At 61.8% G+C, this 14,893-nt stretch carries 11 protein-coding genes; 5 read left to right on the forward strand and 6 right to left on the reverse strand.

All coding sequences use genetic code 11. The features are described from left to right. Positions 1-83 precede the first annotated feature (83 nt). The 3 genes from OVY48_RS02495 (at position 84) to OVY48_RS02505 (ending at position 4,121) form a co-directional block, all read left to right on the forward strand. Positions 84-659, forward strand: coding sequence for an RNA polymerase sigma factor (locus OVY48_RS02495; protein ID WP_004212904.1), 576 nt, complete (start codon positions 84-86; stop codon positions 657-659). Beyond that, entirely contained in the window at positions 656-1,555 is a 900-nt protein-coding gene (locus OVY48_RS02500) for a FecR family protein (protein ID WP_062347978.1), read from the forward strand. Before OVY48_RS02495 ends, OVY48_RS02500 begins: the two co-directional genes overlap by 4 nt. Before the next feature lie 82 nt (positions 1,556-1,637). After that, positions 1,638-4,121 (forward strand): TonB-dependent receptor domain-containing protein, encoded by a 2,484-nt coding sequence (locus tag OVY48_RS02505; RefSeq protein ID WP_004212907.1) that lies wholly within the window; start codon positions 1,638-1,640, stop codon positions 4,119-4,121. Positions 4,122-4,848: 727 nt separating this feature from the next. Here OVY48_RS02505 and OVY48_RS02510 read toward each other — a convergent pair. From OVY48_RS02510 to OVY48_RS02520, 3 genes are all read right to left on the reverse strand, one after another. Beyond that, positions 4,849-5,967 carry a glycerophosphodiester phosphodiesterase gene (locus OVY48_RS02510; protein ID WP_004212909.1) on the reverse strand — a complete coding sequence of 373 codons (1,119 nt, stop codon included), beginning with the start codon at positions 5,965-5,967 and terminating at the stop codon, positions 4,849-4,851. Next, positions 5,967-8,423, reverse strand: coding sequence for a TonB-dependent receptor (locus OVY48_RS02515; protein WP_004212911.1), 2,457 nt, complete (start codon positions 8,421-8,423; stop codon positions 5,967-5,969). Before OVY48_RS02515 ends, OVY48_RS02510 begins: the two co-directional genes overlap by 1 nt. Before the next feature lie 419 nt (positions 8,424-8,842). Continuing rightward, positions 8,843-9,025, reverse strand: a complete 183-nt coding sequence (locus OVY48_RS02520) for a hypothetical protein (protein ID WP_143058613.1) — start codon at positions 9,023-9,025, stop codon at positions 8,843-8,845. A gap of 171 nt (positions 9,026-9,196) precedes the next feature. Between OVY48_RS02520 and OVY48_RS02525 the strand changes: the two genes are divergently transcribed. Next, entirely contained in the window at positions 9,197-9,466 is a 270-nt protein-coding gene (locus OVY48_RS02525; RefSeq protein WP_004212913.1) for a hypothetical protein, read from the forward strand. Here the strand turns inward: OVY48_RS02525 and OVY48_RS02530 are convergent. After that, complete coding sequence (locus OVY48_RS02530) at positions 9,459-10,619, reverse strand: alkaline phosphatase D family protein (RefSeq protein WP_313922050.1); 1,161 nt, start codon at positions 10,617-10,619, stop codon at positions 9,459-9,461. The genes OVY48_RS02525 and OVY48_RS02530 overlap by 8 nt on opposite strands. Positions 10,620-11,024: 405 nt before the next feature. On the opposite strand from OVY48_RS02530, the gene OVY48_RS02535 reads away from it, so the two are divergent. Further along, complete coding sequence (locus tag OVY48_RS02535) at positions 11,025-13,118, forward strand: recombinase family protein (protein ID WP_037473055.1); 2,094 nt, start codon at positions 11,025-11,027, stop codon at positions 13,116-13,118. On the opposite strand, the gene OVY48_RS02540 is transcribed toward OVY48_RS02535, so the two are convergent. Together OVY48_RS02540 and OVY48_RS02545 are read right to left on the reverse strand one after the other, a co-directional pair. Beyond that, the gene (locus OVY48_RS02540; protein WP_313921755.1) at positions 13,069-13,710 is read right to left on the reverse strand and encodes an alkaline phosphatase D family protein; all 642 of its coding nucleotides are present in this window, start codon (positions 13,708-13,710) and stop codon (positions 13,069-13,071) included. The two genes, OVY48_RS02535 and OVY48_RS02540, sit on opposite strands and share 50 nt — an antisense overlap. Further along, positions 13,710-14,864 carry a TonB-dependent receptor gene (locus OVY48_RS02545; RefSeq protein ID WP_004212916.1) on the reverse strand — a complete coding sequence of 385 codons (1,155 nt, stop codon included), beginning with the start codon at positions 14,862-14,864 and terminating at the stop codon, positions 13,710-13,712. Before OVY48_RS02545 ends, OVY48_RS02540 begins: the two co-directional genes overlap by 1 nt. Positions 14,865-14,893 lie beyond the last annotated feature (29 nt).

The following is a 14,893-nucleotide window of genomic DNA, read 5'->3' on the forward strand; positions in this document are numbered from 1 at the left end:
GACCCCCGACGAATGTGGATATTGTCCCGATATTGTCATGCCGACTGACTAACCGCCCCGCTCATCTGAAGGGGGAAGCCGCCGTGACCTGGTTGAGGGATGTAGACCGCTGGTTCATTGATGAGATATTGCCGCACCGGGTCGCTTTCCGGCGGCAGGCGGCTCGGCTGGTCCCCACGGCCGAGGCCGAGGATCTGGTGCAGGAGGCCTATGCCCGCGCGATCAATGCGTCGCATCATCGCGAGATCGTCAATCCCCGCAGCTTCGTCCTCACCATCATCCGCAATCTGGCGCATGAACGTCATCGTCGCGCCACCGTCGTGCGGTTCGAGCATCTGGCCGATATGGAAGCGATGGAAATTGCCGATAGCGCGCCGGATCAATTTGCAGTGCTATCGGGCAATATGGAGCTGGCACGGCTGATCGCGCTGATGGAGCAATTGCCGCCACAGGCGCGCGCGGTGGTGAAGATGCGGCGGATCGAAGGATTATTGCCGGGCGATATAGCGGTGCGGATGGGTTTGTCGGTCTCTACTGTAGAGAAGCATCTTGCCAAAGGGCTGGCCATTCTTGCCTATGCGATGCAGGAAGCGCCACCGCAGGAAGAAAGGGCCCCGTTTTCGCGCTTATGGCAACGCCACCGACACCAGAGAAAATGATGGAGGAAGCCGCCGGCTGGCTGGCGGCGCTCGATGCAGGCTCGGTCACGCCGCAGGCTTTCGAACAATGGCGTGCGGCCGATCCCCGCCATGCCATCGCCTTTGCCCAGGTGGCTCATGCCTTCGAGCAGGTGGAGCGTCTACGCGCGGTCGAGGACCGTCCGGCCGAACCGGCGCCCACCGCCATCAACCGCCGTGGGATGTTGCGTGCCGGCGTCTTGGCCGGTGGTGCGTCGGTCGCCGGCGCGCTGCTGGCGGTACGCGCCACTGCGCGCGAACATGCCAAAACGGCGATAGGTGAACGGCGCGCGCTGGTGCTGGACGATGGCACCCGGATCGAACTTAATACAGGCACGCGGATCAGTTGGCGGATCGACAAGGGGGACAGCCGCATCTGGTTGGAGCGTGGCGAGATCGGCCTTACGGTTCCGGCTTCGCTGCGCGGCAAGCTGACATTGGAGGCAGGAAGCGCACGATTCACACTCGGCACCGGCAGCTTCAATGCGCGACAGCAACCTGAATCCTTCGACTTTCTCGTGCTGAATGGCATGGCCGATAGCGTACGGGGCGATGGGCTTACAGCAGGGGCGATGGCGCGCGTGATCGGCCAGAACGTGGCTATCGGACCGGCCGACCCGGTAACGCTGGACCGGGCGCGCAGCTGGAAAGATGGTCAACTGGTGTTCGAAGGCGAGAGCCTCGACTTCGTCGTGGCCGAATTTAATCGCTATCTCGACCCCAGGATCGTCATCGCCGATCCGGCGCTGTCGCGCATTCGGCTGGGGGGGCGTTTTACGACCACCAACCCCAATGATCTGCTGACCGCATTGCATGCGTCGTTCGGCATCCGATCGCAGCGCAGCGAAAATGGAGCCATTACCCTCACGGCCGGCTGATAATTTTTTTGCAGCTGCGATAGAGGTCGTGCCGCGCCCACCCATCCCATCCTCCGAGAGACGCTTCCATCGGAGGGCAATAATGAGTTTTCATGTCGTCGCACTACCCTTGATCCTCGCCGCGGCGCCCGCCAGTGCCGCGAGCGATCGCGCTATCGCCTTCAACATCCCGGCGCAGAATATGGCGACGTCGCTGAACGAGTTCGGTCGGCAGGCCGGCGTGCAGATGGTCTTCCCCTATGACGCCATCGCCGGTCGCCGCTCGATCGCGCTCAAGGGGCGCTTTTCCCGTGCCGAGGCGCTGCGCCGCCTGATCGCCGGACGAGGCGTGGCCATTTCCTACGAGGGCGCGGCGATGATCTCGCTCGCCGTCGCCAAGGCGCCGACCGAATTGTCGGCTGCCGAAGCGGGGGCGGGCGTTGCGGGTGGCGGTGACATCATCGTCACCGCGCAAAAGCGGGTCGAAGACCTGTCGAAAGTACCGCAGGCGATCACCGTCGTTTCGGGCGTGGAAGCGGCAGAACGCAAGATTACCGATTTCGCCAGTCTGGTCGATGAAGTACCGGGCCTGTCGATCAACTACAGCACGGGCGGCGAAAGCTATGGCCTGCTGACCATCCGCGGGATCGGCGGCGCCGACGACTACAAGCCCAATGGCAGCCCGTCGGTCGCCCTTCATGTGGACGGCGTCTATCAAAGCTCCAACGCCTATCTCGGCATGCCTCTGTTCGATCTGGAGCGGATCGAGGTGCTGCGTGGGCCGCAGGGCACTCTCTATGGCCGCAACACCACGGCCGGCGTCGTCAACGCGATCACGCGCGGCGGCCGCGACACGTTCGACGGCTATGCCGATGTGCGTTATGGCAGCTATGACAGCCTGCGCGCGGAAGCGGCGATCGGCGGTCCGGTCAGCGACAATATGCGCGTGCGACTGGCAGTGATGACCGATCAGGGCGGCGGCTTCATGAACGGGAAGGGCGCGGGCGATCTGGCGGGCGCGCAACTGAGCGTCGGCGGCGTGGTCCAGAGACAGGTGCCTGCGATCAACGATCCGGGCGCACGCAAGGGCTTTGGCGACAAGGATCTGTTCGCCGCGCGCGGTACGGTGGATATCGATTTCGGTCCAGATACCAGTCTGACGCTGAAGGCCTTTGCCAGTCGCGACCGTGGCGATGCCCGTCAATATGACCGCATCAGCGCAGCGGAGGACAGCAGTGTTCTCAATGCCGGCGAAGATAAAGACCCCTACAGCTTCTATTCGCGGGCCTATTTTCAGCAACGGATCGACATCAAAGGCGCGTCCGCACAATTTTCGCACCTGCTGAACGATGCCACCCGCTTCGACATGGTCGCCGGCTGGCAGTCGAGCCAGCGCAATATCGGCGGCAATGGCGATGGCACGCCCTATCCCCAATATGAATATCTGTTCGATGAAGATCTGAGCCAGGCATCGCTCGAAATGCGCCTGCGCAACGAGCAGCAGGGGCGTTTCAACTGGTTGATCGGCGGCTTCTACATGAGCGACAAGATCGACTATCAGAGCCAATGGACCAGCTGGGCCGCGCGGACCATATATCATAATGTCCATAATCAGCGCCGCCGTAGCGCCGCGCTGTTCGGTCAGGCTGATTATGAGTTGTTGCCCAAGATCAAGCTGACGCTGGGCCTGCGCTATACCAAGGACGATGTGGATTCGCAGGGCCGCAACATCGACGATAACCCTTGGGGCATATCCAATTACGCCACATTTTTCGCGACGACGCCCAATTTTCAGTGGGACAAGCAGTTCAAGGATGACGACCTGTCCGGCCGTGCTGCCGCGCAGTGGTTCATCACCGACGATTTGAATGTCTTCGCGTCGGTCGCGCGCGGCTATCGTTCGGGCGGCTTTGATGGCACGTCGATCATGACGCTGGCCGAGACGGAGCCGTTCCAGTCCGAGACGGTCTGGGCTTATGAAGCGGGCGTGCGTTATTATAAAGGGCCGATCCGTCTGTCGCTTGACGCCTTCGCCAATGATTTCGACAATCTTCAGGCGACGACGCGCCTCGACAATGACACCAACGGCCGCACTAATGTCGGTAAGGCCAAGACCCGCGGCTTCGAAGCCGCACTGGACGTCAACCTGCTGAACAGCGGCGGGCACAAACTCGATTTCGACGCATCGGGCACCTATCTCTATTCGAAGATCACCGAGTTTAATTCCAACCGCATCGCCGATGTGACCGCGACTGTCGGCGATCCGCTGCCCGGTGCGCCGAAATGGACCGGTCGGGTCGGCCTCGTCCACAGCTACAGATTCGGTGATGGCTGGGTGCTAAAGAGCCGCGCCAACATCTTCCATCATGGCAAGGAATCGAACCGCCTGAACGCGGTCGTCGGCAACACCTCGCCGGCTTACACGCTGCTCAATGCCCGGATCGAGCTGGAATCGCCGCATGGCTGGTCGATCTATGCCATGGGCCGAAACATCACGGACGAAGTCTATTATCCCGAAATGAACGGCGCGTCGCGTATGGTCGGTGCGCCCGCCACCTATGCGATGGGCGTTCGCATGAGCTTCTAAAAACCGGCCGAAGGTGGCTCCGCTTATGCGGGGCCTCCAGCCTTCGGGTCGCCCGGTGAGGCGCCATCTGCCAATGCCTTGGCAGGTGGCGCCTTGTCATTATGGCGCATTTGTCCTGACGGGTAGAAGAGATCGGTCGATATCGGCAGCCAAACGGGCCGGAGGTAGCGCTAGGTGACGAGGCGGCTTCATTGCCGACGCCTATCCATCACCGTGGCAGCTTCAGATGGCATGGATCACCGCAGGCTGAAAGCGACGAGGATCGTCAGCTCGACGACATCAGGCTCTCGGCGGGAATTGCCGGCAGGGGCTGGGCACGTATGAGCATATCGAGTGCGGCCTGATCCAGGTCGAAAGATCACGATTCCCCGACGATAGCAGAGGATGGCACCATGCGGACGCGGTTCACGCCGAAGCATATATGGGCGGTGCCCTGCTGACGAATTGCACGGGCGCGGGCCGGGTTCCAGATGCACTAGGATCAGGCTTTCCCAATCAGGCCTGACGTGACTGGAAAGCCGATCGACGTTGGGAGCAACTGCGCGCGCCGGCTCGGGTGGCGCAACCAACGGCTGCAATTCGACCACAAGCGGCGCGAAGATCCGAAACTGCGATCGGGCTTGCAGATGGTCAAGAGAAGTGGACTTGCTGTGGCTGGCCAGTCCAGATGGCGATCAAATGACCGGTAGAGGTGAATTTGGAATAGGCAGTTTTTATTCTCTCTATCCTAGGAAATCGCACGCCGTCCCAAAGCCGGATCGTCTGTGAAGATCGCATCGACACCCGTTGCAAGATAGCGCTGCATCTCTGCAATGCTGCCTTCTTCGTTGCGCGCGGAAACGCCTTTGTCGCTGCGAAAATCGGCGGCCAGGAACTGATTTTCCGGGCGGAAGGTCCAGATGCTGACGAGAAGGCCCGCCGCATGTGCGGCATCGACGAGCCCCGTGGGTTTTGTCAGGCGCTGATCCTCGTCCACAGGAATGATCATCCGGACATGGGGCGCAAGATAATCTGCATAGCTGGCGATTTCGGAAAGACCTGCGGGCGTCAGCATATCGCGATAGAAGCGCTTGTTGCCCGCCGCCTGCACATCGGCCGGCATCTGGGCCGGGTCGCCGATCAACTGGGCCAGCTGGATGTTGGGATAGGCGCCGATCCTGCCGCGCAACGCGCGTAGATTAGCGACCTCGAACGACTGGATGGCGAACGGCGCGCGTTGCAGATAGGCGCTCTTGCCGATGATATCGATCAGCCGCTGCTCCTGTTGCAGGCCGATGCCTGCGAAATAGGTGGAATGCTTGATCTCCGGGATCAGGCCGATGGTCCGGCCGCGCGCGGCGGATTCGGCCGCCACGAAATCGGCGATTTCCTCCATCGACACGATCTGGAATGCGCCGTCATAGGATTGGCTTTCGGGCCGTATGGCGCCCAGCCGCTCTTTCGCGCGTAACGTCTTGAGTTCCGCGAAGGTGAAATCCTCCGTGAACCAACCTTCCTGTCGCTCGCCGTCGATCGTTTTGACCGTCTTGCGCGCGGCAAAATCGGCCCGGGCGGCAACGTCGCTGGTTTCCGCGATATTATTCTCGTGCCGCGCGACCAGCACGCCGTCCTTCGTAGCGACCAGGTCAGGCTCGACATAGTCGGCCCCGTCTTGGATCGCCTTGGCATAGGCGGCAAGCGTATGTTCTGGGCGCAGCGCCGATGCGCCGCGATGGGCGATGAGCAGCGGCGGACCCTTGCGACGGGCAGGGGCGGCGATCGCTGCCCCCACATCCGTCGCAAATGCGGCGGTCAGGCCGGCACCCGCCTGAAGCAGCGAACGGCGGGATACCGACCTGTCCTGCATCAGTAGTTCACCGACAATGTGGCGAACCACTGGCGCGGCGGGATTGGGTAGACATTGTAATTGTTGGTGTTCGCACTCGCCTGCACCGTCGATGCACCCGTCGTGTCGAACAGGTTGGTGACGTTCAGGCTGATCTCCGCCTTTTGCAGGCCGACCATGCTGGCGGGCAGGCGATAAGCGATCCGGGCGCTGGCCTGGAACACCGACTTGACCGATGCATCGTTGGTGAAGGTGGTGACACGGCGGCCGACATAGTCGCCGATCATCTGGGCATCGAAATCGCCGAGCGTCAGCGTCGCAACCGTCTTGTTCATCCACTTCGGGCTGACAGGGATCAGCTTGCCGCCGGTGGGCACGACGCCGCCCACGGTCGCGATGCCGCCGATCCGCGTGCCAGTCGCGGCGCCAGTGATAGTGCTATAGTCGCTGTCGTAGATGGAGCGGTTGTAGGACACGGCGTTGTAGAGCGAGAAGACCTGCCCGAAGCGCAGCGTCAGCGCCGCGTCGATACCGTCCGTCTTCACGCCGCCGACGTTGAACACGGCGGGTGTGCCGCCGCTGATGCCACTGCCGCCGATGCCGCCGATCGCGCCGGGAGGCGTGATGCCAAGCAGGCGATCGCTGAAATCGACATGATAATAGTTCACCTGCGCTTCGATCCCGGTCAGGAACGAACTGTCGATGGTCCGGCGGCTGCGTAGGCCGATTTCATAGACCCAGGAGGTTTCGGGGCGGCCATTGAACTTCAGATTGTCGAATGCCGCCTGGCTGCCGCTGCTCCACGGCGTGACGCCGCCGCCGCCATAAGGCTGGAAGTGGCGCAGGTTCTTCTGCACGTTGACATAGACCTGCTCGCTGTCGGTGAAGTCCCACTTCGCGCCGATCGCGGGCAGGAACCAGCGCTTGGTGTTGATCTCGCCTTCGGGCAGGGCGCTTGCCGAACCAGGCAGCGATCCGATGATCGGCTGGACCGGGAAGGTGCCGCTGGCAAATTGCAGGCTGGACTTGAAACCGCCCTGGACCAGCAGGCTGGGCGTGACCTGCCAGCTGTCCTGCACATGAAGTTGCAGAACATTGGTGCGCATCTCGCTGGCATATTGGGTGAACAGCGGATCATGCGGCGGCAGCGAATAGGGGTTGTAGTCCTGCGGCCGGGTCACATTGAGCGCATACCAGTTCCGATAGGCGGCCGAGCTGTTATATTCGTACCACGCACCAAGCTGAATCTGATGGTTGCCCAACGTCGCGTCGATCGAGGACAGGATGCCGCCGCGATCGATGCGATATTCGGTGGTACGGATCGCATAGCCCGAATTGCCGGTGGCCGTCTTCAGATTCTGGCCGGGGAAATAGAGCGAGAACAGGTTGGGCAGGCCCGCGACCGTGATCGGTCCGGCGACGATGCCCGCGCCGTCATTATTATGATAATATACCTGGTTCGACCAGTCGACTTGGTCGGACAGATGGGCCTGATATTTGATGTAGCCCAGATAATCGGTCCGGATCGCGGCGCTGTAATAGTTGCGATAATTCTGCGCCTCGGCGGCCGGCACATTGCCGCTGGCGTTCAGATAAGCGACCGCGCCGGCGAAATCGGGGTAGAAGAAGGGGCGGGTATAGGGCTGATAGGCCTGCGCCGCATTGGTAGGGTTCTTGAAGACGGTGGTCGCGTCCTCATTGGGTTCCTGCTTGTCGGAATAGCTGAAATAGGCGGTCAGCTTGCCATTGCTGTCGTCATGGACGAATTTGGCGTTGGCGGCCCAGCCCTTCTGCTTGCCGCGGAAATCCCAGGCGCGCGCACGATGGCGCAGGACCGAGACATAGCCGCTATTGCCGTCGCCAAACTCGCCGCTGTCGAGGCGAACGAATGTGCGGGCCGTCCCGTAGCTGCCGAAAGTGTGGTTCAACTGTGCGCCCATCTGCTGGCGCGGATCGCTGGAGAAATTCTCGATCCCGCCGCCCAGGTTGCTGGTCGACGCGATGCCCAGTTCCGCGGTGCCGGTGGCGACAACGACGCTGCCGACATTTTCGGAGATGATAGCGCGCTGCGGAGAGAGGCCGTTGAAATTGCCGTAGCTCTGATCGCCCAGCGGCACGCCGTCCAGGGTATGGCCCAACTGCTGAGCGCTGAAGCCATGGATGAAGAGCGAGGCGTTCTGCTCGTTGTTGCCCCACGGATCGGCAGTCACATACATGACACCCGGCAGGGTCTGGATCGCCTTGAACGGCGCAACGCCCGGCAGGATCTTCTGGATTTCGGTTGTGGTAATGGCGGTCGCAGAGCGTGTAGCCTTAACACCGGTCACGACGATGGACGTTGCCTCGCCATCGACCTGCGCCGCTTGGTCTGCTGCGGGCGTGGGCGTCTGCGAAAAAGCGGGCGCGCTTACTACCAGAGCGAGCAGGCCGGCACTGCCTAGCAGGCAGGCGCGCGAACGCGTGTGCAAAATATTCATGACCCAATATCCCCAAAGCAGCGCGCAATTTCGCACTTGCAGCATCGCGTTAAATGGAGCGAGTTGCGATTTCCGGTCCGTTTCGGGTCGATTTGATGACATTTGGGCGGCGGACATGTTGCATTGCGTCCTGACGCTTATGATGGCGGTCAAGGTGCGGTGTAGGTCCGAATTTCGGCGAGAGATATCAGGCGTGGCTGTGTATTGGTCCGTCTGCGCTCAGTAAGTAGCCCAAGCTTTTCGGTAAGGGGAAAGTTCGCAGGCGAGCATCGGGCATTGTGCAGCAAATGACGATAGTGGGTTGGGCTCAGAGACTATTTTCTCCCGAGCCGATAGTTGTTGTGCCCGGTTGCTATGCCGTGAGTCAGTTTTACGGATAGAATCTCTCGTACAAAAAAGTCCGCGTCGTAATTTGTAACTCAATCATCATCAGATCCTGCAAGGCGGTCGTTCCATGTCAGCGACAAGCCGTTCATGAAAGGAGCAAGAAAAGCGCCTTTGAGCGCCAGCGACCTCGCGGTCTTTTCCTCGTCGATGTGGATGTACCAAGGCAATCGAGACTCCTTGGTCCCGATACTGCTGCGCCGGGAACTGGTGCTCATCCTGTTGCTCTATGCGGGCGCTCGGCGCCGCCGACGCGGCAGAAGGGGCGGTGACGCTCTTCTTCATAGAGGAGGCACTGGGGATTCACGGGTGGACCGGGGCGCTGCTGCTGGCCCATCTGCTCATCCGCAGTTTCGCATGGGGTGCGGACTATATAGCTGCTGCGGGCGATGGTGTCGGATCTGGTGCGATCGGGCGGCAATGGCTTTGCTGCCACGCACTATGCGCCGTTCAATGTCGCGAACAAGCTCGCCGCCGCGCTGGGCGTTTTCGGGGCGCTCACGGCGCTCGCCTTTATCGGCTTCCTGCCGGGTGCCGCGCATGGGCTAGGCGAAACCACCTTGCGGGCGATCTACGCGCTGCCCTCATGCCTGGCTGGCCTCATCGGCCTGCTGGCACTGCGCCGGATCGCTCCGACGCAGTGCCGTTCGGTCAGCTGATCTCCCAGCCGCTCAACCCATCTTCGGCGATCCGTGCGCTGGCATGGCGCGCGATGTCGAGCTTTCCGATCGCCTGGCGCGGCGTTAGGACGCGGACGAAGTCGGCCTCCACCCGGTCGCGTGTCAGCGATACCGTTACGAAACCAACGGCATTGGTGTCGCACCAGCGTATATCGCGATTGTCGTGGACAAAGGCGTCGCCGACCGGCCCCGACGGCAGGAGCAGTTCCCCGATCGAAGGACCGGTCAGCGTGGAGGCGGAAAGCTCGAGACCAATCCGGCGGTCCCCGCGATGGGGTTCGTTGATCCAGGCCATGTGACTGTCGCCCGACAGCACGAGCAGGTTCGCGCCGCTTTTCTCGAACTGGTCGTACAGCTTGTCCCGCTCGCCGGCATAGCCGTCCCAGGAATCGACATTGAGAAGCGGCAGGCCATAGCGCGTCAGGGCGTACATCGGCGCCAGCGCTACCTTGCCATCGGGAAACTTCGTCAGATCGGGATAGACGTAGCTGGACAGGATGGTCGCGCTGCCGAACAGGAACCACGGGCGGCGAGCATCCTTATGGGCCTTCAGTTCGTCCGCCAGCCATGCGCATTGTTCCGCGCCGATCATTTCGCGCGCGGGATCGGCAAGTTTCTCGCGGAAGGCTGCGACATCGGGTTCGCGCGTGACGCCTTGCGGCAGGGCCTTGAGGTCGAGTGTCTTGAGTTCCGCCGGGTCGGATATCACCCGCTCCCCACTGCCGCGCCGGTCGACAACATGCCAGTCGAGATCCTTGGCCAGCGACAATTGCTGCTGGCGGGCCTTGAGCCGGGTTTCGGGCAGGGCCAGCGTCGCGAGATCGCCGAACGCGAAGCTGCGGGTGATGCCATAGGGATCGGAAGTGACAGGATCGCGGATCGGCATCCATTCCAGATAGGCCTGAACCGCCGCAGCCTTGCGCTCCTCCCAGTCGCCGTTGGCCGCCGGATCGTGATGCTGGGCACCATGCATCCAGTCGTCGTTCGCGATTTCATGGTCGTCCCACATGCAAATCCACGACGCGCGGGCATGGGCGTCGCGCAGGGCCGGATCACGACGCCACTGTGCATAGCGTGCGCGATAGTCGGCGAGCCAACCATCCAGTGATACCCCTGATATCGACGGGCTGATCCGCCATGTAACGGTGACGTGCCCTCAGCATCCGCTCTTCGGCGAGCGGTTCGAAGTTCTGAAGCTGGTGTCTGATCGCGGGCCGGCTTGGATGACTATCCGGGTGCCGCATGGCGGGCAGCGAAACATCCTTCGCTCCGTCACCGATCTGGCTACCGCTCCGCCTGACTCGAAATCCGCGCCGTTGGTCTCAGGCTCCATCCTAATGCGAGTCGTTGCGCTGGCAGAGGCGTTGCGCCGTTCATCACAGGACGAGGAATGCCAGAGTGAACATCAGCTCTCCCCGGAGACGGCCAAAGATCCAGATATGGTCGAGCCTGCCGCCAGCAATCCAGCGTCAGCTGGCGGCGACGATAGCGCAGGCTTTGTGCTCGCGCCCAACTGCCCGCTACGCCGGTGACACCGATGTTGAGAGATTATGCCGTAGATGAACGGATAAGCACCACGCAGCAGGCCAAGCTGGCCTATGTCTATGTCCGTCAGTCGAGCGTCGGCCAGATCCGCCATCACCAGGAAAGCACGGCGCTTCAGTATCGGCTTGTCGACCGCGCGCTTGGCCTTGGCTGGCCGCGCGAACGGGTCGAGATCATCGACGACGATCTGGGGAAATCCGGCGCGGAGGCTCAGCACCGATACGGCTTCCAACGCCTAATCGCTGAAGTTGGCTTGGGTCACGCCGGTCTCGTTCTGAGCTACGACGCGTCGCGCCTCGCACGCAACAACAGTGACTGGCATCAACTGCTTCAGCTCTGCTCGATGTTCAGCGTTCTCATCGCCGACAGCGAACGAATATATGATCCTGGACTTTACCATGATCGGCTTTTGTTGGGTCTCTCGGGGATCATGAGCGAGGCTGAGCTGCATCAGATCCGCATGCGCCTGCACACGGGGGAACGGCAGAAGGCGGCGCGCGGCGAACTGCGTATCCCGCTTCCGGCAGGGCTGATCTACGCGCCCGCCGGAGGGATCATGCTCAATCCCGACGCCCAGGTTCAGGAGCGCATCAGACTTGTGTTCGACAGCTTCATGCGCCTGGGAAGCGCAAAGGCAGCAGTGCGCTATCTGCGCCAGGCCGATCTTGCCCTGCCGGTCAGGCCGTTGAAGGGACCGGCGCCACACGAAATAGCCTGGCGCGATGCAACCGATGCGCGTGTGCGCAATATCCTGAAAAACCCTGTCTATGCGGGAGCCTATGTCTACGGACGCCGGTGTGCTGCGCCCGAAAAGCGAAGCGAGGGGGCCAATAACCCGACGCGCGCTGTTCCGCGCGAACAGTGGGAAGTCTGCATCCAGAATGCTCATCCAGCGTATATCAGTTGGGAGACGCATATGGCGATCAGCGACAAGCTCACGGACAATGTCGGCAACTTCAAAGCCGGGCATCGTGGCATGCCTCGGAAGGGAAAGGCGCTGCTGCAGGGTATAGCGATGTGTGGCAGTTGCGGACGGCGCATGGCACTCAACTACTCTGGCCCTGACAGCAACCATCCGGTATATCGGTGCCGTTCCGAACGAGCGACCTGCGTCGGTCAATATTGCCAAGAGGTGCGTGCGCCGCGGGTTGAGGCTGAGGTCGAACGGCAGTTCCTTGCAGCGCTCACCCCTGACCAACTCGCCATCGCGTTGGCCGCGCTCGACGCCATCGACGCGGACGTCCATGGACTCGAACGGCAATGGACACTCAAGCGCGAACGCGCCGAATATGAATGCGAGCGTGCCCGGCGCCAATATGACGCGGTCGAGCCGGAAAACCGCCTCGTTGCCCGTTCGCTCGAAAGCATCTGGGAAAGCAAGCTGCGTGAGGTCGAAAAGGTCGAGCAGGACTATCGGCGGTGGAAGACGGAGCAAACCGTTGCGTTGAATGCCGACGATCGCGCCCGTATCGCAGCGTTCGGCATCGACCTGCCTGATCTTTGGGAAAGAATCGAGAACAGCGAACGCAAGGCGATGCTCCGCCTCGTGATCGACAAGGTCATTCTAGATCAGCGGCGGGCGAAAGGCATGGTGTGGATCCGCATCATCTGGCAGACGGGCGCAGCGACCGAACACTGGGTCATGCGGCGCACTCAATCCTATGCTGAAGCTGCTCATGCCGACGTGCTAGAACAGCGGATCCGAGAGCTCAACGCCGCTGGCATGATGGACGCCGAGGTCGCTACCGCGCTCAACACAGAGGGTCTGCGGAACAGCCTGGACGGGCTGTTCGACCACAACACGGTGCACCTGTTGCGCCAGCGCTGGAATATCCCCACCGTAAAGATCAACGGCGTCGAGCATAATCCGCCCCGTTGGCCGGATGGCAGCTACTCGATCCAAGGTGCCGCGACCGCGCTCGGCGTCACTGAGCAGACGGTGTTCAAATGGCTGAAACGCGGTAAGCTTCAGGGCCGGCAACTAAAGAAGGGACAGCCGTGGCAGGTGGAACTGACCCTCCAGCAAATAAAGGCGCTCACAGCGCCAAATTACAGTATGACCCCTTCCAGGAAAGCAGCATCATGAAACGTTCGGCGAGCGTGACCGTGTCGTGCGTTGGCTCGATCGCCCGAACATCCATGAGTGCGGGCATCGAGTTGGCGCCATATTCGTAAATATAGTCGCCCACGAAGAGGATGAGGTCCACCGCTTCCCGATCGGCAATGGCCCGGTAGGCGTGAAATTCGCCGAACATATACATGGCGCAGCAGGCGAGCACGATATCGAGACGATCGATGCGTCCCGTTGGCAGGGTTTTTGCCCGCCCGATCGCCGATACCGTGTCCATGGCACGGAAGCGGTAGAAATATTCGCGGCCCGCCTTCAGGCCGGAGGCGATCACCTTGACCGTATGGTCCCGCGCCGCCGATGTGCTGAACGATCCGCGCGCAGCGATGCGCGTGAACAGTTCATCCTCGGCCATTTCCCATGTGCCGCTGACCGGCCCATGGGCAGGATCGGTCACGCGGGTCCACAGCAGGACGCTGTCGGCATGCGGATCGCCGCTCGCCACGCCATGCGCGAAGACCATGTTCGTTTTTGCCCCGGCGGGACCGGCGGCGAGCAAAAGCCCGCCCGCCGCCGATCCCGCAAGAACGCCGCGCCGCGTCAGCGCCATCAGAAACGCGCCCCGAGCGAAACGCCCCAGGTGCGCGGCGTGCCGCTGAATGCCTGCGTCGCCGATCCGCCGGTCGTGTAATCGACATCGGCGATGTTGCGCACGAAGCCGGCCACGGTCCAGCGCTGGTCGATCTTGAGATCGATGCGCGCATTGACGAGCGCGAAGTCCCCGACCGGCGCCGTATTGTCGAGATCGCCATAATAGGCATCGACGTAGCGGGCATCGACCTGAGGCGTCAGCGTCATGCGATCGTTCAGCGCGAACTCGTAGCGGATCGAGCCGTTCAGCGTCATGTTCGGCGCGAACGGCAAGTCGTTGCCCAGGCGCGCCTTTTCGGCAGCGGTGATCGCCTCGATCGCGGTGACCTTCGTGTCGAGCAGCGCGACGCCGAAATTGATGGTCATCGGGCGCACCGGGCGGATCGTGAAGCTGGCCTCGCCGCCATAGCTGCGCGCCTTGCCCACATTGGTGCGTACGCTGGTGGTGGCGCCATCATAGGTGCGGAAGGAACCGGCCTGAATGTTCGAGAAATCATAATAGAAGCCCGCAACTTCGAACTGCACAGGGCCGCGCGCAGGCATGAACTTCACCCCGCCTTCATAGGCCCATACGCTTTCCGACTTGAATGCATCGGCTTCGGGGGTCGACCAGATCGTGCTGCCGTCGAAACCGCCGGCACGGAAGCCGCGTCCGACCGAGCCATAGACCCGTGCATCCTCGCTCAGTTCATACGTGACCGTGGCGCGACCCGAAGGGCTCGTCTCACTGAGCTTGTTGTCGAATTCGGCGGGCAGGGCGAACACCAGCGATCCGATCGACACGCCATAGGGGTTGAGATCATGCGTGTAGCCGCTGAAGCGGTTCTTTTCGTTGCTGATGCGCACGCCCAGATCGGCACGAAGGCGCGGCGCGACCTTGAAATCGACGTCTGCGAAGGCCGCGAGGCTTTCGCGCCGCTGCAGATAGTTCGCTTCGAACACGGTACGGAAGGTGTCGGCGCCGTCCAGCGTGCTGAACAGGCTGATCTTGTCCTTGAACCAGGCACCGCCGACCGTCCAGTTGATGTTGCCCTTGTCGCGATTCTGCAGCCGTGCCTCGATTGTCAACGGCGGAGCAAAAGTCGGCCATTCGGCGGCGTAAAACCAGGCCATCGTGTTACATGCCGGGGGGAGTGGCGTGA

Source organism: Sphingobium sp. SA2, from assembly GCF_032227065.1.
Classification (GTDB): Bacteria; Pseudomonadota; Alphaproteobacteria; order Sphingomonadales; family Sphingomonadaceae; genus Sphingobium.

Bases quoted from the DNA above. Each gene is read 5' to 3' on its own strand.
- OVY48_RS02545 (WP_004212916.1), bottom strand. From the start codon at position 14,864: ATGGCCTGGTTTTACGCCGCCGAATGGCCGACTTTTGCTCCGCCGTTG.
- OVY48_RS02520 (WP_143058613.1), bottom strand. From the start codon at position 9,025: ATGAGCACCAGTTCCCGGCGCAGCAGTATCGGGACCAAGGAGTCTCGA.
- OVY48_RS02500 (WP_062347978.1), top strand. From the start codon at position 656: ATGATGGAGGAAGCCGCCGGCTGGCTGGCGGCGCTCGATGCAGGCTCG.
- OVY48_RS02540 (WP_313921755.1), bottom strand. From the start codon at position 13,710: ATGGCGCTGACGCGGCGCGGCGTTCTTGCGGGATCGGCGGCGGGCGGG.
- OVY48_RS02515 (WP_004212911.1), bottom strand. From the start codon at position 8,423: ATGAATATTTTGCACACGCGTTCGCGCGCCTGCCTGCTAGGCAGTGCC.
- OVY48_RS02510 (WP_004212909.1), bottom strand. From the start codon at position 5,967: ATGCAGGACAGGTCGGTATCCCGCCGTTCGCTGCTTCAGGCGGGTGCC.
- OVY48_RS02505 (WP_004212907.1), top strand. From the start codon at position 1,638: ATGAGTTTTCATGTCGTCGCACTACCCTTGATCCTCGCCGCGGCGCCC.
- OVY48_RS02535 (WP_037473055.1), top strand. From the start codon at position 11,025: ATGTTGAGAGATTATGCCGTAGATGAACGGATAAGCACCACGCAGCAG.
- OVY48_RS02525 (WP_004212913.1), top strand. From the start codon at position 9,197: ATGGTGTCGGATCTGGTGCGATCGGGCGGCAATGGCTTTGCTGCCACG.